This is a genomic window from Aeromonas sp. RU39B (assembly GCF_900156095.1).
Taxonomy (GTDB): Bacteria; Pseudomonadota; Gammaproteobacteria; order Enterobacterales; family Aeromonadaceae; genus Aeromonas.
In genome coordinates, this window is sequence record NZ_FTMJ01000010.1 from 25,920 (window position 1) to 49,227 (window position 23,308).

Annotated in this window: 21 protein-coding genes; 7 read left to right on the forward strand and 14 right to left on the reverse strand. The window is 61.1% G+C overall.

The features are described from left to right. Positions 1-22: 22 nt before the first annotated feature. Entirely contained in the window at positions 23-919 is an 897-nt protein-coding gene (gene rimK / locus BW958_RS13815) for a 30S ribosomal protein S6--L-glutamate ligase (protein WP_076576345.1), read from the forward strand. Between the two features lie 64 nt (positions 920-983). Here rimK and BW958_RS13820 read toward each other — a convergent pair whose 3' ends face one another. Next, positions 984-1,415 (reverse strand): DoxX family protein, encoded by a 432-nt coding sequence (locus BW958_RS13820; RefSeq protein ID WP_076576346.1) that lies wholly within the window; start codon positions 1,413-1,415, stop codon positions 984-986. A gap of 582 nt (positions 1,416-1,997) precedes the next feature. Between BW958_RS13820 and brnQ the strand changes: the two genes are divergently transcribed. Beyond that, positions 1,998-3,326 carry a branched-chain amino acid transport system II carrier protein gene (brnQ, locus tag BW958_RS13825; RefSeq protein ID WP_076576347.1) on the forward strand — a complete coding sequence of 443 codons (1,329 nt, stop codon included), beginning with the start codon at positions 1,998-2,000 and terminating at the stop codon, positions 3,324-3,326. A 96-nt stretch (positions 3,327-3,422) separates the two neighbouring features. Here the strand turns inward: brnQ and BW958_RS13830 are convergent, their stop codons facing one another. Together BW958_RS13830 and BW958_RS13835 are read right to left on the reverse strand one after the other, a co-directional pair. Next, positions 3,423-5,165: a tannase/feruloyl esterase family alpha/beta hydrolase gene (locus BW958_RS13830; protein ID WP_076576348.1), complete on the reverse strand. Its 1,743-nt coding sequence runs from the start codon at positions 5,163-5,165 to the stop codon at positions 3,423-3,425. 143 nt (positions 5,166-5,308) lie between these two features. After that, positions 5,309-6,637: an aspartate aminotransferase family protein gene (locus tag BW958_RS13835; protein WP_076576349.1), complete on the reverse strand. Its 1,329-nt coding sequence runs from the start codon at positions 6,635-6,637 to the stop codon at positions 5,309-5,311. A 200-nt stretch (positions 6,638-6,837) separates the two neighbouring features. Between BW958_RS13835 and BW958_RS13840 the strand changes: the two genes are divergently transcribed. The 3 genes from BW958_RS13840 (at position 6,838) to BW958_RS13850 (ending at position 8,958) form a co-directional block, all read left to right on the forward strand. After that, complete coding sequence (locus BW958_RS13840; RefSeq protein WP_076576350.1) at positions 6,838-7,521, forward strand: TSUP family transporter; 684 nt, start codon at positions 6,838-6,840, stop codon at positions 7,519-7,521. Between the two features lie 38 nt (positions 7,522-7,559). Continuing rightward, positions 7,560-8,324 (forward strand): SDR family NAD(P)-dependent oxidoreductase, encoded by a 765-nt coding sequence (locus tag BW958_RS13845; protein WP_076576351.1) that lies wholly within the window; start codon positions 7,560-7,562, stop codon positions 8,322-8,324. A gap of 88 nt (positions 8,325-8,412) precedes the next feature. Further along, positions 8,413-8,958, forward strand: coding sequence for a YgjV family protein (locus tag BW958_RS13850; RefSeq protein WP_076576352.1), 546 nt, complete (start codon positions 8,413-8,415; stop codon positions 8,956-8,958). A gap of 42 nt (positions 8,959-9,000) precedes the next feature. Here the strand turns inward: BW958_RS13850 and BW958_RS13855 are convergent, their stop codons facing one another. From BW958_RS13855 to BW958_RS13870, 4 genes are all read right to left on the reverse strand, one after another. After that, positions 9,001-9,756: an amino acid ABC transporter ATP-binding protein gene (locus tag BW958_RS13855; protein WP_256702030.1), complete on the reverse strand. Its 756-nt coding sequence runs from the start codon at positions 9,754-9,756 to the stop codon at positions 9,001-9,003. 1 nt (position 9,757) lies between these two features. Further along, entirely contained in the window at positions 9,758-10,423 is a 666-nt protein-coding gene (locus tag BW958_RS13860; protein WP_076576354.1) for an amino acid ABC transporter permease, read from the reverse strand. Between the two features lie 10 nt (positions 10,424-10,433). After that, positions 10,434-11,075, reverse strand: coding sequence for an amino acid ABC transporter permease (locus BW958_RS13865; protein ID WP_076576355.1), 642 nt, complete (start codon positions 11,073-11,075; stop codon positions 10,434-10,436). 78 nt (positions 11,076-11,153) lie between these two features. Beyond that, positions 11,154-12,020, reverse strand: a complete 867-nt coding sequence (locus BW958_RS13870; RefSeq protein WP_076576356.1) for a transporter substrate-binding domain-containing protein — start codon at positions 12,018-12,020, stop codon at positions 11,154-11,156. Positions 12,021-12,259: 239 nt separating this feature from the next. Between BW958_RS13870 and BW958_RS13875 the strand changes: the two genes are divergently transcribed. Continuing rightward, a complete protein-coding gene (locus BW958_RS13875) occupies positions 12,260-13,753 on the forward strand; it encodes a MocR-like pyridoxine biosynthesis transcription factor PdxR (protein ID WP_076576357.1) in 1,494 nt (497 codons plus the stop codon). A gap of 3 nt (positions 13,754-13,756) precedes the next feature. Here the strand turns inward: BW958_RS13875 and BW958_RS13880 are convergent, their stop codons facing one another. The 7 genes from BW958_RS13880 to hslV all read right to left on the reverse strand — a co-directional run bounded on the left by BW958_RS13880 (position 13,757) and on the right by hslV (position 21,989). Beyond that, the gene (locus BW958_RS13880; protein WP_076576358.1) at positions 13,757-14,554 is read right to left on the reverse strand and encodes a PhzF family phenazine biosynthesis protein; all 798 of its coding nucleotides are present in this window, start codon (positions 14,552-14,554) and stop codon (positions 13,757-13,759) included. Positions 14,555-14,675: 121 nt separating this feature from the next. Further along, positions 14,676-16,076 (reverse strand): siroheme synthase CysG, encoded by a 1,401-nt coding sequence (cysG, locus tag BW958_RS13885; RefSeq protein WP_076576359.1) that lies wholly within the window; start codon positions 16,074-16,076, stop codon positions 14,676-14,678. A 13-nt stretch (positions 16,077-16,089) separates the two neighbouring features. After that, positions 16,090-16,899, reverse strand: a complete 810-nt coding sequence (gene nirC, locus BW958_RS13890; RefSeq protein ID WP_076576360.1) for a nitrite transporter NirC — start codon at positions 16,897-16,899, stop codon at positions 16,090-16,092. Positions 16,900-16,946: 47 nt separating this feature from the next. After that, entirely contained in the window at positions 16,947-17,264 is a 318-nt protein-coding gene (gene nirD / locus BW958_RS13895) for a nitrite reductase small subunit NirD (protein WP_076576361.1), read from the reverse strand. A gap of 2 nt (positions 17,265-17,266) precedes the next feature. Continuing rightward, positions 17,267-19,810 (reverse strand): nitrite reductase large subunit NirB, encoded by a 2,544-nt coding sequence (nirB, locus tag BW958_RS13900; protein ID WP_076576362.1) that lies wholly within the window; start codon positions 19,808-19,810, stop codon positions 17,267-17,269. A 265-nt stretch (positions 19,811-20,075) separates the two neighbouring features. Then, positions 20,076-21,404 carry an ATP-dependent protease ATPase subunit HslU gene (gene hslU / locus BW958_RS13905; RefSeq protein WP_076576363.1) on the reverse strand — a complete coding sequence of 443 codons (1,329 nt, stop codon included), beginning with the start codon at positions 21,402-21,404 and terminating at the stop codon, positions 20,076-20,078. Positions 21,405-21,455: 51 nt separating this feature from the next. Beyond that, positions 21,456-21,989 (reverse strand): ATP-dependent protease subunit HslV, encoded by a 534-nt coding sequence (gene hslV, locus BW958_RS13910; protein ID WP_076576364.1) that lies wholly within the window; start codon positions 21,987-21,989, stop codon positions 21,456-21,458. Between the two features lie 314 nt (positions 21,990-22,303). Between hslV and BW958_RS13915 the strand changes: the two genes are divergently transcribed. Next, complete coding sequence (locus tag BW958_RS13915; RefSeq protein ID WP_076576365.1) at positions 22,304-23,308, forward strand: TRAP transporter substrate-binding protein; 1,005 nt, start codon at positions 22,304-22,306, stop codon at positions 23,306-23,308.

Genomic DNA, 23,308 nt, shown 5'->3' on the forward strand with positions numbered 1-23,308 from the left:
CCGTTAATTCGGCCGCACTGCCATGAAGATTGCCATTCTCTCCCGTGAACCCAACAACTACTCAACCCGCCGTCTGGTGGAGACCGCTGAAACACGCGGTCACCGGGTCGAGGTGCTCGATACCTTGCGCTGTTACATGAATATCGCCTCCCACTGCCCCTCCATCCACTACGAGGGGCTGGAGCTTGGCACCTATGACGCGGTGATCCCGCGCATCGGCGCCAGCATCACCGCTTACGGCACCGCCGTGCTGCGCCAGTTCGAGATGATGGGGACGCTGGCGCTCAACAGCTCGGTCGGGATCTCCCGCTCGCGGGACAAGCTGCGCGCCCTGCAACTGCTGTCCCGCCACGGGCTGGGCCTGCCGATCACCGGTTATGCCCACAGCACCCGTGATGTGCCGGACCTTATCAAGATGGTCGGCGGTGCGCCGTTGGTGGTGAAACTGCTGGAGGGGACCCAGGGGGTGGGTGTGGTGCTGTGCGAGACCGAGAAGGCGGCCGAGAGCGTCATTGAAGCCTTTATCCAGACCAACAACAATATTCTGGTGCAGGAGTATATCCGTGAAGCCAACGGGGCCGATATTCGCTGCGTGGTGGTGGGCGGCAAGGTGGTGGCCGCGATGCGCCGTCAGGCCCAAGAGGGGGAGTTTCGCTCCAACCTGCACCGGGGCGGCTCGGCCGAGGCGATTGAGATTACCGACCAGGAGCGTGACACCGCGCTACAGGCCGCCAAGATTGTGGGTCTCGATGTGGCCGGTGTTGATATCCTGCGCAGCGCCCGCGGTCCGCTGGTGCTCGAAGTCAACTCATCACCGGGTTTGCAGGGGGTGGAAGGAGCCTCCGGCAAAGACGTGGCCGGCAAGATGATCGCGTTTTTGGAAAGGAAGGCCTCGCGCAAACACAAGCCGGCGGAGTAATTGCCGCGACGGAAAAACAAAAACCGGCCAAGCGGCCGGTTTTTGCTTTGTATCTGGGGGGCAGTTAGCGCCACTCGGGGTTGCTCATCACCGAGTAACGACCGCAGCCGAGCAGCATCACGGTTAGCGCGGCCATCGCGTAATAGACCAGATCTTCGATACCCCAGGCACCGACCGGGGTGAGAGTGAAGGTCTTGCCGGTGCCGACCAGCAGCCAGGCCACGATCATGGTGAAGAAAATGCTCAGCGCCGACAGGCGGCAGAGGATACCCAGCACCAGCAGGATCGGGGCAACCACTTCACCGATCAGTACGCCGTAACCAATAAAGCCCGGTACCCCTTGTGCTTCGAGCATGCCCTGAATAGCACCGGTGCCTGCCAGCACCTTGTGCCAGCCGTGGAAGAACAGCAATCCGCCCAGCGTGATACGCAGCAGCAGTTTGGCCAGATCTGGTTTGTCGAGCAGGGCATTACATTGTCGAAGCAGAGTCAGCATGGGGACCACCTGAAAGTGAATGTGAATAATTGTTATTGCTAGAAAAGATAGTGTAAGGGATCGGCGGGTGGGCTCACAGGGAGTGGGGGGGAGTTCCACCCAGATTGGTGGAAAGGGGATACGTCTTATAACGTATTGATCCTGAACAAGGATAATTTTACTAAACAGCATTCTGAAAATGCGATCGGCCCGTCAGACATTGCGGGGTGAGTGTTCACCCTTGTGCGCCGGAGCTGCGATGTCGAGTGGCCACGGAATCAGTGTGTATTGGTAGCGGGTTATCCGTCGTGATGGCGTAGTGACAATAAGGTCTCCCAAGAGTCTTGGTTTATTTTTTGGCCTTTAAAGAAAAAACCAGTTTATGAAACTGGTTTTTTTATAATTTACAGTCATAAATTTTAGCTTGTTGTTCTGCTCTTGCCTTGTAACGACATAACCTGTTTACTTGGCCCCCGCCGTGATATCGGCAAAATAAAAACAAAAAGAGTAGCACCTTGTCATTCTGCCTATTAATCCTTCTGTAGGTTGTTTGTCCAAGAGTGTTTTCTCCTGTTCAAGGCTTTAGACAGGCACCACACATCCATGCTGAAAAAACACTTAACTTCCAAAGACATCGTGGCGTTAGGGTTCATGACCTTTGCGCTGTTTGTGGGGGCGGGCAACATCATTTTCCCGCCGATCGTTGGTCTGCAAGCGGGCGAAAACGTCTGGACTGCGGCGCTGGGCTTTTTGCTGACTGCCGTGGGTCTGCCGGTGATGACCGTGGTGGCACTGGCCCGTGTCGGTGGCGGCATTGATGCCCTGAGCCAGCCGATTGGCAAGAAAGCTGGCGTGCTGCTGGCGATGGTCTGCTATCTGGCCGTCGGTCCCCTGTTTGCCACTCCGCGCACCGCGACTGTCTCGTTCGAGGTGGGTCTGGCGCCGCTGTTTGGTCACAGTGCCACCCCGCTGCTGGTCTATAGCCTGATCTATTTCGCGCTGGTCATTGCTATCTCTCTCTATCCGGGTCGTCTGCTCGACACCGTGGGTCACGTGCTGGCTCCGATCAAGATTCTGGCGCTGGCAGCACTGGGTATCGCTGCCGTGTTGTGGCCGGCTGGCCATGCCATTCCCGCCACCGAGGTCTATCAGCAGATCCCCTTCTCAAGTGGTTTCGTGAACGGTTATCTGACCATGGACACGCTGGGGGCCATGGTGTTTGGCATCGTTATCGTTAATGCCGCCCGCTCCCGTGGCGTCGAGAGTGCCGGTTTGCTGACTCGCTACACCATCATGGCCGGAGTGATTGCCGGTATTGGTCTGACCCTAGTTTATCTGAGCCTGTTCCGCCTTGGCTCGGTCAGCGGTGAGCTGGTACCGACTGCGCAAAACGGTGCTGAAATCCTGCACGCTTACGTGCAGCACACCTTTGGCAACATGGGTAGCGGCTTCCTTGGCATGCTGATCTTCATCGCCTGCATGGTGACCGCTGTGGGTCTGACTTGCGCTTGCGCCGAGTTCTTCTCCCACCACTTGCCGTTCTCCTATCGCACCCTGGTGTTTATCCTGGGCGGCTTCTCAACCCTGGTCTCCAACCTGGGTCTGAGCCACCTGATCCAGCTGTCGATCCCGGTGCTGACGGCCATCTATCCGCCCTGCATCATTCTGGTGGTGCTGAGCTTCACCCTGCGCTGGTGGAACAACACAAGCCGCGTGGTCGCGCCGGTCATGCTGGTGAGCCTGCTGTTTGGCATGATCGACGGCATCAAGTCGTCGGCGCTGTCAAACCTGCTGCCGGAGTGGACCCTCAACCTGCCGATGAGTGCGCAGGGACTGGCCTGGCTGCTGCCATCGCTGGCAGCGTTGGCACTGGCTGCCGGTTATGATCGACTGGCAGGCCGTCAGGCTGCCGCCGTCTCTCTGATGGATTAAGCCGATGACGGGCAGTGTGCAACCTAAACGGACATCGCACACCTATCAACGCAGAGGGCGGACCAGATGGTCCGCCCTCTTGCTTTAGCGCCTTGGTTACAGCGCGGAGTAGGGAGTGAAGAACTCCTCTCCCAGCCAGGGGTAGCGAGTGGGCACCTCACTCACCTTGACCCGCTGGTAGTTGGCGGGCTGGGCAGGATCGCCACTGCGATAGGCGGCGCGGTAAGGGTAGGGGTAGACGGGGCGACCGGCACTGCCGTGCGGCACCGAGTCGATGCGCAGCGCCAGCGGATGGTCGGACATGGCGTCCGGGGGCGGCAACTTGCCATGCGCTTTGCCTGCAGGCTTGCCGGATTTACCCTGCATGCCGCCCGGTTGGCCGAAGCCGTTGTGATCGTCCTTGGGGGCTTGCCAACTCACCACCGTATCAGGAGCACGGCCCTGCTCGACCCAGTTCATCAGCGGGGTCATAAAATCGACCAGACTCGGCCCCTCACCGCCCGAGCAGTGGTAAACCCCTGGCAGCAGATAGAGGCGCTCGAAGCTATCGCGCTGGGCTTCGCCCATCTGTTTTCCGACCGCCTGATGATAAGCGATGCTGTTGAGCGGCGAGATATGCGGATCGGCCAGCCCGTGCCAGATGATAAGCTTGCCACCGGCCTTGGCAAAGGCTGACAGGTCCGGGTTGGTGGCGTCATAGAGTGGGTGCAGGGCGCGCAGCTTATCGAACGTGGCGCGGTCGAAGGTGAGATCGCTCAGCTTGAAATCAGGCTTGGTCTGTTCGAAGGCAAGATAGCGCAGTACCGCCAGTGACGCTTGGGCACTCATCAGTGGCTGGTCCGCCATGCGTGGCACGAACACTCCAATCCAGGCGAGCTCCGAGCCCGGCAGTGGGCCGCCCACTGTCATCCGCTCACCGCTTTGCTGGTCACGCGGGCCGTCATAGAGGCGTTGCACCGTCTTGATCTGCAGGTCAGTCAGGCAGTTCTTGCCCGCTTCCCCAGCTGGGCAGCGGATCGATTGCAGGTCGGGGTGGCAGGCCTGCGGCTCGGCGATCAGACCGTCTTTCTGGCCATCGAGCCCATCACACTGGGCCACCACGCTTTGATGCAGCACCGGCAACAGATCTGCGGTGAGAATGGCGCGGCCGTCGCTGCCGGTATTGGTGCGAGCCTGCCAGGCGTGATAGAGGGCGTTTTGCGCCAGGAAGTTCATGGCGGCCGCCCCGGCAATGATGCCGTTAAAATCGTCCGGGTAGCGCTGGGCAGCAATTAATGCCTCGCGTCCGCCATCCGAGCAGCCGTTGAAGTAGGACCAGCGCGCTGGCTTACCGTAGAACTGGCGGATCAGCGCCTTGCTCGCCACCGCTGCCAAGTGTTGGGCCCGGTCAGCAAAGTCGCGCCGTTTCTGCGGATCCTTACCAAAATCCACCTCCTGCATGCTGTGGCCCATGTCGGTTGCCGCCATGGCCACGCCGTTTTGTGTCAGTGGCGCGCAGCCGGCGGCCGCCCCCACGTTCATGCCAATCATCCCGCACAGACCGCCGCAGCCGATCTGCATATAGCGACCGGTCCACCCCTCTTCAGGCAGCAGGGTGGTGACGGTGATGGCCGGCATCAGCCGGCTCTGCACCACGCAGTAGCGAGCGCCGTTGAGGCTCTGGCTGGCGGTCGAAAGGACATGGCTGCCCACTCCGGCCACGGCGCTTAGATCGGTCGTGGTCAGTGCGGTACAGGCCGGATTGTCCTGCAACGGGGCAGAGGGTTGACTGGCACTGGCAGGCAGTGTCAGCCAGCCGAGCAGCAGCATGATGCTGATGCGGGCAATGGAGGCGAACATGACGGGATCCTGTGGCGAATTAATCTGCACTCCATTGTAAGAAGGCTGGTCACCACAGGGTGTTTATGTTGCGCAAAAATACTGTAAAAAAGCGGCCCGGTGGCTGCTGTTGCGCGACATGCAGCAAACCGGGCCGGGGAAAGTTAGAGACTGATTTGGCCAAGCACCTGGTCGAGAATCGCCAGTGCCTGTTTCACCTCATCGGCGGTGACGATGCAGGGCGGCACCACATGGATGCGGTTATCCACCACAAACGGCAGTAAACCGTGCTGGATCAGGGCGCTCTTGATCTGCCCCATTTTGTCAGCGGGCAGTGGCTTGCGGCTGCTGGCATCGGCGACCAGCTCCAGCGCCCAGAACAGACCCAGACCGCGCACGTCACCCACGATGGCGTACTTCTCGGCCAGCACCTTGAGGCCCGGCCCCAGCAGTTCGCTGCCGATAGCAGACGCGTTCTCAACCAGCTGCTCCTCATCCATCGCATCCAGTGTGGCGACGATGGCCGCCATCGCCAGCGGATGACCCGAATAGGTCAGGCCGCCCGGGAAGTAGCGGTCATTGAAATAGGCTGCAATCGGGTTGGAGATGATCACCCCGCCAGCCGGTACATAGCCGGAGTTGACCCCCTTGGCGAAAGTGATGAGGTCGGGCACCACGCCAAATTGCTCGAAGGCAAACCAGCTGCCGCAGCGGCCGAACCCGGCCATCACTTCGTCGAGAATCAGCACGATACCGAATTCGTCGCACAGAGCGCGCACGCCCGGCAGATAGCCAGCCGGCGGCACCAGAATGCCGGCGGTGCCGGGGACGGTCTCCATCAGCAGCGCGGCGATGGTGTGCGGCCCTTCACATTCGATGATGCGGCGCAGGTGCGCCAGTGCGCGCTCGCACTCTTCGGCTTCACTGGCGGCACAAAACTCGGAGCGATAGAGGTAGGGGTTGAAAAAGTGCACGTGCCCCTGGGCGTATTCGTTAGGCAGACGGCGGAAGTCGCCGGTTGCCACGATGGCGGCACCGGTGTTGCCGTGATAGGAGCGGTAGGCCGACAGGATCTTGCTGCGCCCGGTATAGAGGCGGGCCATGCGCATGGCGTTTTCGTTGGCATCGGCACCGGCATTGGTGAAAAACACCTTGCTGAAGTTAGCCGGGGCGCGGGCAATGATGCGCTTGGCCGCTTCACCGCGCGCCAGGTTGGCGGTGGCAGGGGCAATGGTCGCCAGTTCGCCAGCCTGCTTCTGTATGGCGGCCACGACCTTGGGATGCTGGTGGCCGATGTTGGTGTTGACCAGCTGGCTGCTGAAGTCGAGGTACTGCTTGCCGTCGTAGTCAAACAGGGTGCAGCCGTTGCCGCCGGCGATCACCAGCGGATTGAGGGTGCCCTGCACCGACCAGGAGTGAAACACATAGTCGCGATCGAGTTGGTGGACGTACTGGTTGCTGATCACGGCATCCTTGTTGATGGCTTGATTCATCATCTCTTCCCTCTGGATGAATGGGGTATTCCGGCGCTGCCGGTGCTCTTCACCAGACTAGAAACAGTGGGCGTCGGGCGTTAGGGCCAGATTGGGCAAAAGATGGTGCCAGCAGGTGTCCCGAGCGAGGGCGACATCTGGCCCTACAGGTGTCTTTGCGTAGCCCATAGAGTGGGGGCAGACGAATGGGGAGAGTCGCCATGCTGGCATCTTTTCTGCCCGCCGTGCTGCTGGCCCTGCTGGCGGGAACGGTGCGTGGCTTCAGCGGATTTGGCTATGCCGTGATCATGGTGCTTGGCCTGACCCGGCTGCTGCCGGTGCAGCAGGCGGTGGTGACCGCCATTTTGCTCGATCTGGTCTGCTGCCTGGGGCTGTTGCCTGGCGCCGTGCACCGCTGCGAACGCCCGCTGCTGCTGCGGCTGTTGCAGGTAGTGCCGGGCATCTGGATGAGCCGGGTGGTGGGAGGCTTGTCGCTACTGGGCGGTGTCTTGCTACTGACCCGCCTGCGCCTGCCAAATGGCGCGCCACGGTTGGCGATTCCTGCCGGGGTGGCGTCCGGGCTGGCGATGACCACGGCCTCGGCCGGTGGACCGCCGCTGATGGTTTATCTGCTCAATCAGCCGCTCCCTGCCGAGGTGCAACGCGCTACCGCCATCGTCTTTTTCGCCCTGTGCAGCAGCGCCTCGCTGCTTGGACTGGCTGGCAATGGCCTGCTTGGTATGCAGCAGGCGTGGTTGGCCCTGATGCTGTGGTTGCCATCGCTGCTCGGTAACCAGCTCGGCCAGCACCTGTTTGCCCGTTACGGCACCGGTGGCCTCCACTATTGGGTGGCGCCGCTACTGATTGTCCTGGCGCTCTGGGTGATTGTGCACCCGGGGCACTGAACCGAACCTCGCCTCGTGCGTGACCAAAGGAGTGAGTCATGAGCAAGATTGTCTTTATCACTGGAGCTACCTCCGGTTTTGGCCAAGCGGCCGCCCGTCGTTTTGCCCAGGATGGCTGGTCGGTCATCATCACCGGCCGCCGTGAAGATCGCCTGCGCGCTCTGGCCGATGAACTGTCCCAGAGCGTGCCTGTCCACTATGCCGCGCTCGATGTGCGCGATCGTGCATCGGTCAAGGCCGTGGTGGATGCCCTGCCGGCCGAGTTCAAGGCGGTACGTGCCCTCATCAACAATGCCGGCCTTGCCCTGTCGCCTAATCCGGCCCAGAGCGTCGAGCTCGATGATTGGCAGACCATGATCGACACTAACGTGACCGGCCTGGTGACCATGACGCACGCCTTGCTGCCGACGCTGATCGCCACCGGCGCTGGCGCCTCCATCATCAACATCGGCTCGATTGCCGGTCAGTGGCCCTATCCGGGCAGCCACGTCTATGGCGCCAGCAAGGCCTTCGTCAAACAGTTCAGCTACAACCTGCGCTGCGATCTGCTGGGCACCGGTGTGCGTGTGACCGATTTGGCTCCCGGCATTGCCGAGACCGAATTCACGCTGGTGCGTACCAAGGGCGATCAGGCGGCCTCCGATCGCCTCTATCGCGGCACCACGGCGCTCACCGCCGAGGACATCGCCGAACAGATGTTCTATATCGCCAGCTTGCCGGATCACATCAATATCAACCGGGTGGAAGTGATGCCGACGCGCCAGGCCTGGTCTGCGTTTGCAATCGATCGCGATCCAGTTTGAAACCTTCTTTTAAATTTCTAGAAAACTCTTGTCAGGCCGATTATTCGGCCTGACAATTGCTGGTATATCAGCCACGACATCCAGCATCATGCCATTTGAGATTATCGCCTCCCTGTTTGCTGCCAACCCGCTGGCCCAGTCGGTCGGGCTGGTCGCCGCCGGCATCGGCATCAGCGCGTTTGTGCAAAAACGCGACATGCGCCTGCGAGCATTTCTGACCCTCTATTGTGCGGTCATCGGCCTGCACTTCTACCTGCTTGGTTCGCCCACCGCCGCCATGGCCGCCTGGCTCAGCGGTCTGCGCAGCCTCGCCTCCACCCGCACCCGCAATGTCTGGGTGATGCTGCTGTTTTTGGTGATTGTCTGGGTGCTCGGCATTCCGAAGATCACCGCCCCGATCCAGTGGCTGACCATCATCGGCACCACCACCGGCACTTGGGCGCTGTTTCGCGAATCGGGTCTGCGGATGCGTGGTTTGCTACTGTTTGGCACCGTCTGCTGGTTCACCCACAACGTCGTGATTGGCTCTCTGGGCGGCGCATTGATTGAAGGCACCTTCCTGCTGGTGAACAGTCACACCATGGTGCGGCTCTGGAAGCAGCGGCATCGCGAGTTGGCGGCCGAATCCCGCTAAATGAAAAAGGCACGCGTCGCGTGCCTTTTTGCTCTCTGTGTATTACTGACGGACCGTTTGCAGGAACTGGCGTACCCGCTCCGATTTGGGATTGGTAAAGAACTCCTCGGGCGGTGCCTGCTCGATAAGTTTACCCTTCTCGAGGAACACCACCTGATCAGAGACGGCGCGGGCAAAGTCCATTTCGTGGGTCACCACCACCATGGTGTAGCCCTCCTGCGAGAGCTGCTTCATCACCGCCAGCACCTCGCCAACCCGCTCCGGGTCCAGCGCCGAGGTGGGTTCGTCAAACAGGATCACCTCCGGGCTCATGGCCAGCGAACGGGCGATGGCCACTCGCTGTTTCTGTCCGCCCGACAGGGTGATGGGGTAGACATCGGCCTTCTCCAGCATGCCTACCTTTTCCAGTTGGGCGCGGGCTATTTCGTTGGCCTTCTCCTTGGGCACCTTCTTCACAAAACGCAGTGCTTCGGTAACGTTCTGCTGTACGGTCAGATGCGGCCAGAGGTTGAAGCTCTGGAACACCATGCCGACCCGTTCGCGCATGTGCGCCAGCTGGCGGCTGCTCATTGGTTTGTCGCTCTGCTCGTCGATACCTAAGCGCTGCTCGCCCAGATAGATGGCGCCGCGATCCGGCTGCTCCAGCCAGTTCATGCAGCGCAGCAGGGTTGATTTGCCGGAGCCGGAGGAGCCGAGGATGCTGACCACCTCGCCCTTGTTGACCGTCAGGTTGATATCGCGCAGCACCTCCACGTTATCAAAGTGCTTGGAGACGTTCTTGATGGTGATTGCGGGCATGTCAGGCATGCTGGAATCCTCGCTTCTTGCTCACTGCACCGGCCTTGCGGATGCCGTACTCAATGGCCAGCGTCACCAGCCAGTAGAGCAGGATCGCCACGGCGAATGCCTTGAGCGGAATGAAATAGGTCGACTGCACCGAGTTGGCGGCGGCAGTCACTTCGCGCACCGTGATGATGCACAAAAAGGCGGTGTCCTTGAGACACAGGATCAGCTGGTTGCCGAGCAGCGGCAGCGAGGTCATCACCGCATTAGGCAGGATGATGCGCCGGTAGATAACCCCGTCGCGAAAACCGTGGGCCTGGGCGGCCTCGATGTAGCCGCTTGGCATCACCAGCCGCTGGCTGCGCAGGATCTCGGCAAAGTAGGCGCCGTGGTAGAGCGCCAGCGCCAGCAGACCGGCCGTGTCGGCCGGCAGACGCACCCGAAAGTGCGGCAGCCCGTAGTAGAGCAGATAGACCAGGATCAGGAACGGCAACGTGCGCATGGCGTCGATCAGCAGCTTGGTCAAACGGCGACCCGGATGGGGGCGGCCTTCCAGCAAAAACAGTAACAGTACGCCGAAGGCAAATCCGATCAGGGCCGACAGCACGAACATTTCCAGGGTTTTCCAGAAGCCGGCGATAAACGCGTCGCGGGCTCCCCAGATAACTTCCCATTCACTCATGACGGGCTCCTTACATGGCCAGACGGCGGGCATGCCGCTCGGCAACGGCCTGTGCCTTGACCAGTCCGGCGATGATCACCATGTAGATAAGACCGGCGCCGAGGATCGGCGGCAGGGCATCGTAGGTGACCGCGGCAATACGGTTAGTCACACGGGTGAGATCGACCAGGCCGATGACCGCAATGGCCGGGCTGGCCTTGATCAGTGAAGACATCTCGTTGACCAGTGCTGGCAGGCTGACGGTGATAAGTTGCGGCAACATGATGCGGCGAAAGAAGACCCAGTCCGGCATACCGACCGACAGGGCGGCTTCATGCTGGGCGCGCGAGAAGTTGTCGAGCGCCGAGCGCCAGATCTCCGCATTAAAGGCGGCGGTGTTGAGGGTCAGCGCCAGGATCGCGGCAGTGTTGCGATCGAGCTGGATGCCGATAGTCGGCAGCGAAAGGAACAGAAACAGCACCAGTGTTACCAGCGGGGTGGCGCGGGCCAGACTGACATACAGCGCCAGCAGCTGATCCACGACCGGAATGCGGGCACGGCGCAGCATGGCGATCAGCAGACCGGTGAGCACACCGATGGCGATCGACACGCCGGAAATCCAGAGCGTGGTCCAGGCGCCTTCGAGCAACTGCTTCCATGCACTCCAATCCATGGGGGAGTTCTCCTTGTGGCTATGAACCGGAAACGGACAAGCGAGGATGGGGCCGACCCACAGGCCGGCCCGATGGCATTACAGACCGGCCAGCTTGTGGAACTGTTCCGCAGTGGTGATGGCCTCTTGCGGCAGGTTGTCAAACGGCTCGCCAAACCACTTGATTTGCAGCTCGTGCAGCTTGCCGCTCTCTTTGAGGTGCTTCATGAAGCCGTTCATGTATTCAAGCAGCTTGGGGCTGTTCTTGGGGATCGGCCAGCAGACGAAGCCGCCACCGGAAACGGGCTGGCCCTTCTCGAACACGCCAGCACGGGTCTTGACCAGGGAGTTGATCGGAATGACCGCATCAACCACATAGTCGAGACGACCGTTGGCCAGATCCGCATAGGCTTCCGGGTAGGATTGGTACTCCACCACTTCACCCAGTTTGCCGCCGGTTTTGGCCAGCATGGCTTTCAGCTCGGGCAGGCGGGAGAGCAGGGCGCTACCGGCTTGCACACCCAGAGTCTTGCCGCTCAGATCGGCCACGCTCTTGATGCTGTCATCACCGGCACGCTTCACGTAGTAGCTCTGGGCAGACGCGAAGGGGTAGGCAAAGTTAAACACCTTGAGGCGCTCGTCGGTCACCAGTGCGCCGGTGATGGCGATGTCATACTGACCAGCTGAAACTGCGGCCAGCAACCCCGTCCATGGCAGGATGCTCTGATCGAGCTTAAAGGTCTTGGCATAGGTTTTAAGCTCATCAAGGACATCTTTGTGGAAGCCGTCCGGCTGACCGTCCTTCATGAAGTTGAAGGGCGCGTAGTCATCCTCGGTGGCGATCTTCAGCACGCCTGCCTTCTCGATTTCCGGCAGATCAGCCGCCTTGGCGCCGACGCTGAACAGCATCGCCACACCACCGAGCAGGGCCAGGGCTTTGTGCAAATTTTTCTTCTTCAATTGCATAACGTCACCTCCATGTGATCGGATGAAAATCTTGGTAAGTTCGCTATTGATAGCGCACTTATTCTGATGCTGAATAAGCAATATGCAGAATCGATGCCAGAACGTACCGCTCACTTTTATCCCGCTTATAGTCATGAGGGATAGAGCCAATCAAGCGTGAAGATGGGGGCAGTCAGACCGGCAGTGGCGCAGCATTTGCACCAGTGTGAGGTTCAGGGTTTTTCCGGGGAGATCTGGCGATGATTGAACACTGTCTGCTCATTGATTTCAGTGCCGATCGTGGGCTGCAGGAGCAGCTGCGCGAGGCGCTGGTCAGCTCGATTCTGGCCGGGCGCTTCATTCCCGATGAGATGCTGCCCTCGTGCCGCAGCCTCTCGGAACAGCTCGGTATTTCGCGCAATACCGTTTCTCTGGTCTATGAAAGCCTGCGTGATGAGGGCTATCTGGTGAGTCGGCCGCGCAGCGGTTATTTTGTTGACCCGCAATATGCACAGGAAGAGTGCACTGGCGAGGCGCCGATCGCATTGGGTACTCAGGACAGTGCAGCTGCACCGGATTGGGGCGCGCGTTTTCGCCTTCACCCCAGCGAGCTGGTGGCCATCACCAAACCGGCGCAGTGGATGAACTACCGCTACCCCTTCATTTATGGCCAACCCGATGTGACTCACTTCCCGATGGAGCAGTGGCGCGAGGCGGCGCGACGGGTCACTGGTGGCGCCCGCGACCACCACTGGCTGCACGATCTGGTGGATCAGGACAGCCCCATGCTGATTGAGCAGCTGCGCAGCCGGGTGTTGCCCAAGCGTGGCATTTTGGCTCGCTCGGACGAGATTTTGGTGACCCTCGGCACCCAGAATGCGCTGAGCCTGATCGCCCAGCTGCTAGTGAGCCGGGGTGTGCGGGTCGGGGTGGAGAATCCGGGATTTCGTGAGGCGATCAACACCTTTACCTTGCAGCAGGCCGAGATCGTGCCGCATCCGGTCGATGAGGAAGGGCTGGTTCTGACGCCGGCCTCGGCGGCCTGTGACTACTTCTATGTGACGCCGAGCCATCAGGCGCCGACCGGCGTCAGCATGAGCAATGCCCGTCGCCAGGAGCTGCTGCAGCACGCCATCATCCACAACCAGATCATCATCGAGGATGACTTCGACTCCGAGACCAACATCGAAGCCTATCCACGCCCGGCGCTCAAGGCGAGCGATCCGGGTGGCCGGGTTATCTATGTCAGCTCGCTCTCCAAGGCGCTGGCGCCGGGACTGCGCCTCGGTTTTCTGGTGGCACCGGCCGAGGTGATCGACGAGCTGCGCGCCCTGCGCCGCCTGATGTATCGCCATCCTCCCGCCAATATCCAGTATCAGATGGCCCACTTTCTGGCGCAGGGTCACTACGACAGCTTCTTGCGCCGCTGCCGCGACCACAGCGCCTACCGCTGGAGCCTGCTGCGCGAAGCGCTGGAGCGTGAGTTACCGGTGTGTCGCTGTAACGACAGCCGGGCGACCGCCTTCTGGGTCGAGGCTCCCGCCGGGGTGGATACCCAGCGGCTGGCATGGCGCGCCGCCCATAGCAGCGTGTTGATCGAACCCGGCGTGAACCACTTTCTCGATGCCACCGCGCCGCGCCACTTCTTCCGGTTGGGGTTTAGCGCCATCGAGGCCGATGCTATTCGTCCCGGCATTCGGCTGCTGGCCGAGGCGCTGGATAAAGAGCTCGGCCGCAGCAGTCAGAGCTTGTAAGCGTTACAGGCTGAGCGCACCGCGCAGCATGATCACCGCCGCACCGGTCATGGCCAGTCGGCCGCCGGCGCGGCGCTCCAGTTGCAGGGCGCCACCACGGGCCGAGGCCTGCCAGGCCCGCAGCTCACGGCATGCCAGCCGCTCACCCCAGTAGGGGGAGAGCATGCAGTGGGCCGAGCCGGTGACCGGGTCCTCCTCCACCCCGACCCAGGGGGCAAAGTAGCGCGACAGCAGATCAAAGCTCGGATCATCTGAAGGGGTGCTGACCACCACGCCGCGTCCCGGCAGGCGACGCAACGCAGCCATGTCGGGCGCCAGTTGCCGCAGCTGTGCTGGTTGCTCCAGCACGATCAGCACCTTGGGGCCGGCCATGGCGAAATGGCTCACCGCGCCGGGTTCAATTCCCAGCGCGGCCAGCAACGGCAGGTCGGGCGGGCAGGGGCGTGCCAGCGTTTCAGGAAAATCGAGGGTAAAGCGTTCGCCCTCGGCCGTGACCGACAAGGGGCCGGAGAGGGTAGCGAAGGTCAGGGTTTGGCCCGTTTGCAGCTTATTCTGCTCGGCCAGCACCTTGGCCACCGCCAGCGTGCCATGTCCACACAGGGCTACCTCGGTTTGAGGGGTAAACCAGCGCAGGTTCATCTCGCTTAAACAGAGAAATGCGGTCTCTGAGACCGCCATCTCGGCGGCGATCTGCTGCATCAAGGCGCTGGCAAGCGGCGTCTCGACGATGCAGACGGCAGCAGGATTGCCGCGAAATGGGGTATCGGTAAAAGCATCGACCAGATAGATGGGAAGCGTCATCGTGGCTCCGCAGGTTGGCTCGTGTGGCGGGAGGAACATGGTATTTAAGCGCTGTCGGATAGGCGGGTCCAGCGGCAATCAGAACAAAAAGAAAACGCCCCCGTCGGAGGCGTTATGACTATCAGGCGCTTGCTTTGAGTCCGGGCGTCGCCTCGCCAAACCAGGCGAGCTTGTCGGCCAGCGTGGTGACCGAGCCGACCATGATGAGGGCCGGGCTTTCGACGCCCTCTGCCAGCGTGGGTAATTGCGCGAGCGTGCCGCGAATCACCCGTTGCTCGGGGCGGGTCCCGTTTTCGATCAGCGCCACCGGTGTGTCAGCGGGACGACCGTGGGCGGTCAGTTGATCGCGGATCACGCCGCACTGGGCCAATCCCATGTAGAACACCAGCGTCTGGCGATCGCGCGCCAGCATGGGCCAGTCGAGATCCAGCGCGCCCCCTTTGCCGTGAGCGGTCACAAAGCGCACGCTCTGGGCATGGTCACGGTGAGTGAGGGGAATACCGGCGTAGGCCGCGCAGCCGCTGGCGGCGGTGATGCCGGGCACTACCTGAAAACCGACGCCACTACCGAGCAGGGTCTCCAGCTCTTCACCGCCGCGACCGAAGATAAAGGGGTCACCGCCTTTGAGGCGCACCACCTTTTGTCCCCGTTTTGCTTCATCAAGCAGCAGCTGGTTGATCCCCTCCTGCGGCACGCAGTGGTGGCCCGCCTGCTTGCCGACAAAGATGCGGCGGGCATCGCGTCGCGCCAGTGCCATCACCTCAGCCGAGACCAGCCGGTCATAAACCACTACATCGGCCTGCTGTAGATGACGCAGGGCATGCAGGGTGAGCAGACCGGGATCGCCGGGGCCGGCTCCGACCAGCACCACTTCCCCCCGCAGCTCGCTATTGCTGGCAAACAGCGTGTCTGCGAGCTGGTTAGCCGCCGCCTGATCACCACGCGCCAGCGCCTGACCGAGGCGATCGGCACCGAGCAGCCGTTCCCAGAAGCGGCGCCGTTCACCGTGACTGGCAAAACGGGCTTTGACCCGCTCGCGCAGGGTGCCGGCAAACGCCGCCATCCGTCCCAGATGTTCAGGGAGCAGTGCTTCGAGTCGCTCACGCAGCAGGCGTGCCAGCACCGGCGCAGTACCGGCCGAGGAGATGGCGATCATCAGTGGTGAGCGATCGATGATGGAGGGCATGATGGCACTCGAACGCTTGGTATCGTCCACCACGTTGCAGAAGATTCGGCGTGAGTTGGCACTCTGATAAACCAGCGCATCCACATCCCGCAGACCGGTGGCGGCCACCACCAACCACTTCCCCTCCAGATGCTCGGGCACAAAACACTCGGGCAGCCAGAGGATGGCGCCGCTGGCTGCCTGATCGGCCAGAGCCTGGCACAGCATAGGCGCAACCAAGGTCAGGCGGGCGCCGGCTGCGAGCAGCAGACGCGCCTTGCGTTCGGCCGCTTCGCCGCCGCCAACCAGCAGCACCGGCTTGTTATCGAGCTGGCAGAAGAGGGGCAGGTAGTCCATGGTGGCCTCCGGATCAGGCGTTCTGGGTGGCGGCGACAGTCGCGTTGGCCGATGCCACCGGACGCTGCGCCTTCGGCGTGGCGTACCAGTAACCCAGACCCATGAAGAGGGCGCCGGATACGGTGTTGCCCAGCGTCACCCACAGCAGGTTGTGGCCGATGCCGCCCAGGGTGTAGGTGTCAGCGTGTGCACCGAACCAGGAGAGGGCGAACAGGGTCATGTTGGCGATGGAGTGCTCGTAGCCGGAGGCGATAAAGGCCAGCAGGCACCACCAGATGGCGATGAAGCGGGCGGCCCCTTCGGTGCGCAGCGCCATCCAGATGGCGAGGCAGACTAGCCAGTTACACAGCACGCCCTTCATGAATAGCACCAGTGCCGGCGCCTGGGTTTTGGCCAGGGCGACCTTGTGCACCAGACTGCCTGCGTCGGGCAGCAGGCTGCCGGCACCATAGGCGTAGATCAGCGCCACGGCAATTGAACCAAGCAGGTTACCCGCCCAGGTTTGCGGCAGAATCCGCAGCCAGTCGGCGCCGTTGATGGTCCCGGCCTTGACGCCGAGGGTCAGGAACATGGTGTGGCCGGTAAACAGCTCGGAGCCGGCGATGATCACCAGCGTCAGGGCGATACCGAAGGTGGCGCCCATCACCAGCGGACGCACGCTCGGATCGAGCAGGTTACCGAGGGTGAAAATCAGGATGATGCCGAGGCCCACATAGGCGCCCGCCATGGCGGAGCTCAGCCAGAAGCCGAAGCCGTCTTCGCGGCTAAAACGGTTGATGCGGGCCGCGTTGGCGGCGCATTTATTGATGGTGTCGTTATACATGGTGCTTTCCTAAAAAGGGGCTGCCACTGGCAGCCCGGTAAATGAAATCAGAGGCCAACCCACACTTCCTGGCCGCGCAGCTCTACCCGGTAGGTGGTCAGCGAGACAGCCGGATTGTCGAGACAGATGCCGTCGGTCAGGCGAAAGCGCTGCTTCTTGAGGGGGCTGGCGACCCAGAACTCCCCGTCGTGTTCGCCGATCAGCCCGCGTGACAGCACGTTGGATTGGTAAAAGGGATCGCGGTTGTCGATGGCAAAGACCTGCTCGTCACGGGTCGGGCGCATCAAGGCAACCTGGCGCCCCTTGATCAGGGCGCACACTCCGGTGCCCGGCAGAATGTCACTCAGTAAACAGGCGAGTTGCATGCTCAGGCCTCCAGATTGATGTTGTAGACAGGGATGCGCTCGGCCGGGGTGGCCGGACGGTGCTGGTCACGCTCCGCCACAAACTGCACATCCGGATCGCGTTGATCGCTGTTGATGAAGTGGGCAAAACGCTTGAGCGCGTCTTCATCGCTGAGGGTGCGCGACCATTCGCACTCGTAGCGTTCGATCAGGTTGGCGACCTCCGCTTCCAGGGTGTCGGCCAGTTGCAGGCTGTCGTTGACGATCACCTGACGCAGGTAGTCGATGCCCCCTTCCAGATTGCTGATCCAGGTGGCGGTACGCTCCAGTTTGTCGGCGCTGCGCACATAGAACATCATGAAGCGGTCAACCAGGCGGATCAGGGTTTCGCGGTCGAGATCGGCCGCCAGCAGTTCGGCGTGGCGCGGCTTCATGCCGCCGTTGCCGCCCACATAGAGGTTCCAGCCGGCGTCGGTGGCGATAATGCCCACGTCCTTGCCCTGCGCTTCGGCGCACTCACGGGTACAGCCGGAGACACCAAACTTCATCTTGTGCGGGGTGCGGATCCCCTTGTAGCGGTTTTCGAGGAAGACGCCGAGGCCGACGCTGTCTTGCACGCCGTAACGGCACCAGGTGCTGCCGACGCAGGTCTTGACCATGCGCAGTGCCTTGGCATAGGCCTGACCGGTCTCGAAACCGGCCTCCAGCAGGCGGCGCCAGATCGCCGGCAAGTCATCTTTGCGTGCACCAAACAGGCCGATGCGCTGGGCACCGGTCACCTTGGTGTAGAGGTTGAAGTCGCGTGCCACTTCGGCCAGCACCAGCAGCGCCTGCGGGGTCACTTCACCACCGGCCATGCGCGGGATCACCGAGTAGGTACCGTCCTTTTGCATGTTGCCAAGGAAGATGTCGTTGGTGTCCTGCAGCGGGGTGTTGAGCGGGCTCAGCACATAGCCGTTCCAGCAGGAGGCGAGGATTGAGCCGACCGTCGGCTTGCACACTTCACAGCCGTGGCCCTTGCCGTGCTTGGCCAGTAGCTCGTCGAAGCTCTTGATCCCTTCCACCTTGACCAGATGCAGCAGCTCCTGGCGGGAGTGGGGGAAGTGTTCACACAGGTGGTTGCTGACGGTGATGCCTTGCTTGGCCAGCTCGGCATTAAGTACCTTGCCGATGAGCGGTACGCAGCCGCCACAGCCGGTACCGGCGCCGGTGTGGGCCTTGATGGCCGCCAGCGTGGTGTGACCTTCGGCCACGGCGCGGGCGATATCGCCCTTGGAGACGTCGAAGCAGGAGCAGATCTGGGCGGTGTCGGGCAGCGCATCGACCCCCAGCGTCGGCTTGGCACCGGCATAGGCGGGCAGGATCAGGGTGTCCGGGTGCTCCGGCAGCGGCAGGCTGTTGAGCATCATCTGCAGCAGGTTGCCGTAATCTTCCACGTCACCGACCAGCACGGCGCCGAGCAGGCGACTGTTGTCTTCGCTCACTACCAGCTTTTTGTAAATCCCGGCCTGATCGTCCTGGAACAGGTAGCTGTGGCTGCCGGGGGTACGGCCGTGGGCATCACCGATGGAGCCGACCGATACACCGAGCAGCTTGAGCTTGGCGCTCATGTCGGCGCCCTGGAACTGGCTGTCGCCGCCGAGCAGCTGGTCAACCGCCACCTGAGCCATCTTGTAGCCGGGGGCGACCAGACCGAAGAAGCGGCCATTCCAGGCTGCGCACTCGCCAATGGCGAAGATGTCCGGATCGGAGGAGTGGCACTGATCGTCGATCACGATGCCGCCGCGTTCGGCAATCGCCAGCTCGCCGTAGCGACCCAGCGTATCTTGCGGGCGGATCCCGGTGGAGAAGACCACCACATCCACTTCCAGATTGCTTCCGTCGGCAAAGGCGAGGCGATGGCGCGCCTGCTCACCGCCGTTCATCAGAATTTCGCGGGTGTTCTTGCTGGTGTGAACCTGCACGCCCATCGACTCGATCTTGCGGCGCAGCAGCAGACCGCCCTGACCGTCGAGCTGTTCGGCCATCAGGACCGGGGCAAATTCCACCACGTGGGTTTCGAGGCCCAGCGCCTTGAGTGCGCCAGCGGCTTCCAGACCGAGCAGACCGCCCCCGATCACCACGCCGCTCTTGCCACTCTTGGCGGCAGTGCGGATCGCTTTGAGATCCTCGATGGTGCGATAGACGAAGCACTCGTCATGCTGGCCGCCCTGAATCGGCGGCACCCAGGGGTAGGAGCCGGTCGCCAGAACCAGCTTGTCGTAGGCAACCACGGTGTCCTTGTTGGAGTGCACTTCGCGCTGCTCACGATCAATTTTTTTCACCGCTTCGCCCAGCAGTAGACGGATGCCGTGCTTCTCGTAGAAACCCGGCTTGACCAAGGAGAGGTCTTCGCTGGTGTGGTGGGAAAAATAGGAGGAGAGGTGGACACGATCATAGGCGGGGCGCGGTTCGGCACCGAAGACGGTGATCTCGAAGTGGTCGCAGCCACCCCGATCAACCAGCTCTTCGATAAACCGGTGCCCCACCATGCCGTTGCCGACAACGACCAGTCTGGCTTTGCTCATAATTGCCTCAGTTGGAGTAATAAAACATCAAATCTGCAGCAAGCCTACTCACGCGCGCGGCGCAGGCGATTGATGCAAATCAAGTGTCTATTTATATATCCCATCAGAGGTAAACCTAATAAATTCAAAGATATAACTTAATGGGTATTTGTAAGGCAAAATTACCTACAAAGTAAGGGTGTTGCTTGAAGCCTCAGCTAAAGGGGGACAGAAACAAAAACGCCTCCATGCAGGAGGCGTTTTTTAACCAGAAGATTCAGGCGCGTTACAGGATAAAACGGCTCAGATCTTCGTCCTCGATCAATTTACCGAGGTGGGCGTTGACGTAGTCGGTATTGATGGTGAAGGTCTGGCCCGACTTTTCGGAGGCGTCGAAGGAGATCTCCTCCATTAGGCGCTCCATCACGGTGTGCAGACGACGGGCACCGATATTCTCGGTGCGCTCGTTCACCTGCCAAGCCGCTTCGGCCAGACGACGAATACCATCGGCAGTAAAGTCGATGTTGACCCCTTCGGTGGCCATCAGCGCCTTGTACTGCTCGGTCAGGGAGGCGTTCGGCTCGCTCAGGATCCGCTCGAAGTCTTCGGTGGAGAGGGCGCCCAGCTCAACCCGGATCGGCAGACGACCCTGCAGTTCGGGGATGAGATCAGACGGACGAGCCACCTGGAACGCGCCGGAGGCGATAAACAGGATGTGATCGGTCTTGACCATGCCGTGCTTGGTGTTGACGGTGCACCCTTCAATCAGCGGCAGCAGGTCGCGCTGCACCCCTTCACGGGAGACATCCGGGCCGGACACTTCGCCGCGTTTGCAGATCTTGTCGATCTCGTCGATGAAGACGATGCCGTTGTTCTCGACCACGCTGATGGCTTTTTGCTTGAGCTCTTCCGGGTTGACCAGCTTGGCGGCCTCCTCTTCAGTGAGTGCCTTGAGGGCGTCTTTCACCTTGAGCTTGCGCTTTTTCTTCTGGCCCTGACCCAGGTTCTGGAACAGACCCTGTAGCTGGTTGGCCATCTCTTCCATACCGGGCGGGGTCATGATCTCAACACCCATCGGACTGGCGGAGAGCTCGAGCTCGATCTCTTTGTCGTCGAGCTGACCTTCGCGCAGTTTCTTGCGGAAGATCTGGCGAGTGTGGTTGTTGTCAGCCTTCTCTTCTTCACCCCAGCCGTTGCGCGGGTTGGGCAGCAGGGCGTCGAGGATGCGATCTTCGGCGTTGTCGGCGGCGCGCACTTTCATCTTTTCCATCTCGGTCTCACGCACCAGCTTGATAGCGGCGTCGGTGAGATCGCGGATGATGCTGTCTACTTCCTTACCCACATAGCCCACTTCGGTGAACTTGGTGGCTTCGACCTTGATGAAGGGGGCGTTAGCCAGCTTGGCCAGACGACGGGCGATCTCGGTTTTACCGACGCCGGTCGGGCCGATCATCAGAATGTTCTTCGGGGTGACTTCGTGGCGCATCGCCTCATCGAGCTGCATGCGGCGCCAGCGGTTACGCAGGGCAACGGCGACGGCGCGCTTGGCATCGGCCTGGCCGATGATATGACGGTCCAGTTCGTGAACGATTTCTCTCGGGGTCATCTCGGACATGTTGATATTCCTGTAGCAGGGGCGGCCTGCCGCCCCATGAGAAAATGGGCCTTACTTGGGCTGATAGTCCAGCACTTCGACGGTGTGGTGCTGGTTGGTAAAGACGCAGATATCGCCAGCGATCTTGAGGGCCTTCTCGACAATGCTCTTGGCGTCGAGATCGGTGTTCTCAAGCAGTGCGATGGCGGCCGACTGGGCGAAGTTGCCGCCCGAGCCGATGGCGATCAGATCGTGTTCCGGCTGCACCACGTCACCGTTGCCGGTGATGATGAAGGATTTGTTCTCGTCGGCCACGGCCAGCAGCGCTTCAAGACGGCGCAGGGCACGGTCGGTACGCCACTCTTTGGCCAGCGCCACGGCGGCGCGCTCCAGGTTGCCCTGATGGGCCTGCAGCTTGGCTTCGAAACGCTCAAGCAGGGTAAAGGCGTCGGCGGTACCGCCGGCAAATCCGGCCAGCACCTTGCCGTTGTAGAGGCGGTGGACCTTGCGGGCATTGCCTTTCATCACGGTGTTGCCAAGGGATACCTGGCCATCGCCACCGATGACGACCTGACCGTTGCGGCGAACTGAAACTATGGTGGTCACTTTGAGTACCTCGCTGGGGGATATAACCCCGAAAGCGGGGTCAAGGTTGCATGAAACCAGAAGTGGGGACAGGTCCGCTTTTTTTCAATGCTCTTTTCATTTTGGTTTGTTGTTTTACTTTTAAAGATCTTTCGTTTTTTATTTTTGAGCCTTTTTTCCCAAATGGTGCGCGGCATCATGCCGACGTTCGCATTTTTGCCATCTGCCTGTTTTAGCTGGCAGAAACGCAAAGGTATCTTCCAGATGCCTCACATATCGTCGCTCGGGACACAGATGGTGTGCCGGTCGCACGCTGGTGTGCAAAGGAGGGCTTCATGAAAAGAACCTTGTGCTCGTCGCTGCTGGTGGCGATGACGACCCTGCTGCCGCTCGGGCAGGCGGGCGCCGCCACCTTGTTGCGACTGGCGTATGCCGAGAACAGTCAGCCGGTGAAAGATGCGCTGAAGTACATCGGCGAGACCATCGAAAAACGCAGTGGGGGAGAGATCAAGGTGCTCTACTTCCCCGACGGTCAGCTGGGCGGCGAGCGTGAACTGGTAGAGTTGACCCAGGTGGGGGCGGTGGACATCACCAAGGTCTCCTCGGGCCTGCTCGAGAGCTTCTCGCCGGTCTACGGGGTGTTCTCGCTCCCCTATCTGTTCCCGGATCAGGCGAGTTACTACAAGGTGATGGACGATCCGGCCGTGATGCAGCCCATCTACCAATCCACCGCGCCGCAGGGTTTTACCGGTGTGGCCTGGTATGACTCGGGGGCCCGCAACTTCTACATGAGCAAGGCGCCGGTGCGCAGCATGGCGGATGTCAAGGGCAAGAAGATCCGGGTGATGCAAAGTGACACCGCCATCCGCTCCATGAAGCTGCTTGGTGCGTCTCCCATCGCGATGGGTCAGGCCGAGGTCTATACCGCGCTGCAGCAGGGGATTATCGATGGGGCCGAGAACAACGAGTTTGCCCTGACGATTGCCCGCCACGGCGAAGTGGCCAAGTTCTACACCCTCGATATGCACACCCGCATTCCCGACATCGTGATTGTCAGCACCCTGACCCGCGACAAGCTCACTCCCGAGCAGCAAACCCTGCTGCAAGAGGTGATCAACGAGTCGATCACGGTGGAAAAACAGGCCTGGGCAACCGAAATGGCCAAGACCCGCAAGCAGGCGGTCGATCAGTTTGGCGTGCAGTTTATCGACATCGACCCAGCCCCCTTCAAGCAGGCTGTCCAGCCCATTTATGAGACCCTGAGCCCGGCCGTGGCCGAGGCTTACAAGCGGATTTCCGCCCATTTACCGGTAGCAGAAACTGCCGCGGTCAGTCAGTGA

Coding starts and splice junctions, on each gene's coding strand:
- rimK (WP_076576345.1), top strand. CDS start 23: ATGAAGATTGCCATTCTCTCCCGTGAACCCAACAACTACTCAACCCGC.
- BW958_RS13820 (WP_076576346.1), bottom strand. CDS start 1,415: ATGCTGACTCTGCTTCGACAATGTAATGCCCTGCTCGACAAACCAGAT.
- brnQ (WP_076576347.1), top strand. CDS start 1,998: ATGCTGAAAAAACACTTAACTTCCAAAGACATCGTGGCGTTAGGGTTC.
- BW958_RS13830 (WP_076576348.1), bottom strand. CDS start 5,165: ATGTTCGCCTCCATTGCCCGCATCAGCATCATGCTGCTGCTCGGCTGG.
- BW958_RS13835 (WP_076576349.1), bottom strand. CDS start 6,637: ATGAATCAAGCCATCAACAAGGATGCCGTGATCAGCAACCAGTACGTC.
- BW958_RS13840 (WP_076576350.1), top strand. CDS start 6,838: ATGCTGGCATCTTTTCTGCCCGCCGTGCTGCTGGCCCTGCTGGCGGGA.
- BW958_RS13845 (WP_076576351.1), top strand. CDS start 7,560: ATGAGCAAGATTGTCTTTATCACTGGAGCTACCTCCGGTTTTGGCCAA.
- BW958_RS13850 (WP_076576352.1), top strand. CDS start 8,413: ATGCCATTTGAGATTATCGCCTCCCTGTTTGCTGCCAACCCGCTGGCC.
- BW958_RS13855 (WP_256702030.1), bottom strand. CDS start 9,756: ATGCCCGCAATCACCATCAAGAACGTCTCCAAGCACTTTGATAACGTG.
- BW958_RS13860 (WP_076576354.1), bottom strand. CDS start 10,423: ATGAGTGAATGGGAAGTTATCTGGGGAGCCCGCGACGCGTTTATCGCC.
- BW958_RS13865 (WP_076576355.1), bottom strand. CDS start 11,075: ATGGATTGGAGTGCATGGAAGCAGTTGCTCGAAGGCGCCTGGACCACG.
- BW958_RS13870 (WP_076576356.1), bottom strand. CDS start 12,020: ATGCAATTGAAGAAGAAAAATTTGCACAAAGCCCTGGCCCTGCTCGGT.
- BW958_RS13875 (WP_076576357.1), top strand. CDS start 12,260: ATGATTGAACACTGTCTGCTCATTGATTTCAGTGCCGATCGTGGGCTG.
- BW958_RS13880 (WP_076576358.1), bottom strand. CDS start 14,554: ATGACGCTTCCCATCTATCTGGTCGATGCTTTTACCGATACCCCATTT.
- cysG (WP_076576359.1), bottom strand. CDS start 16,076: ATGGACTACCTGCCCCTCTTCTGCCAGCTCGATAACAAGCCGGTGCTG.
- nirC (WP_076576360.1), bottom strand. CDS start 16,899: ATGTATAACGACACCATCAATAAATGCGCCGCCAACGCGGCCCGCATC.
- nirD (WP_076576361.1), bottom strand. CDS start 17,264: ATGCAACTCGCCTGTTTACTGAGTGACATTCTGCCGGGCACCGGAGTG.
- nirB (WP_076576362.1), bottom strand. CDS start 19,810: ATGAGCAAAGCCAGACTGGTCGTTGTCGGCAACGGCATGGTGGGGCAC.
- hslU (WP_076576363.1), bottom strand. CDS start 21,404: ATGTCCGAGATGACCCCGAGAGAAATCGTTCACGAACTGGACCGTCAT.
- BW958_RS13915 (WP_076576365.1), top strand. CDS start 22,304: ATGAAAAGAACCTTGTGCTCGTCGCTGCTGGTGGCGATGACGACCCTG.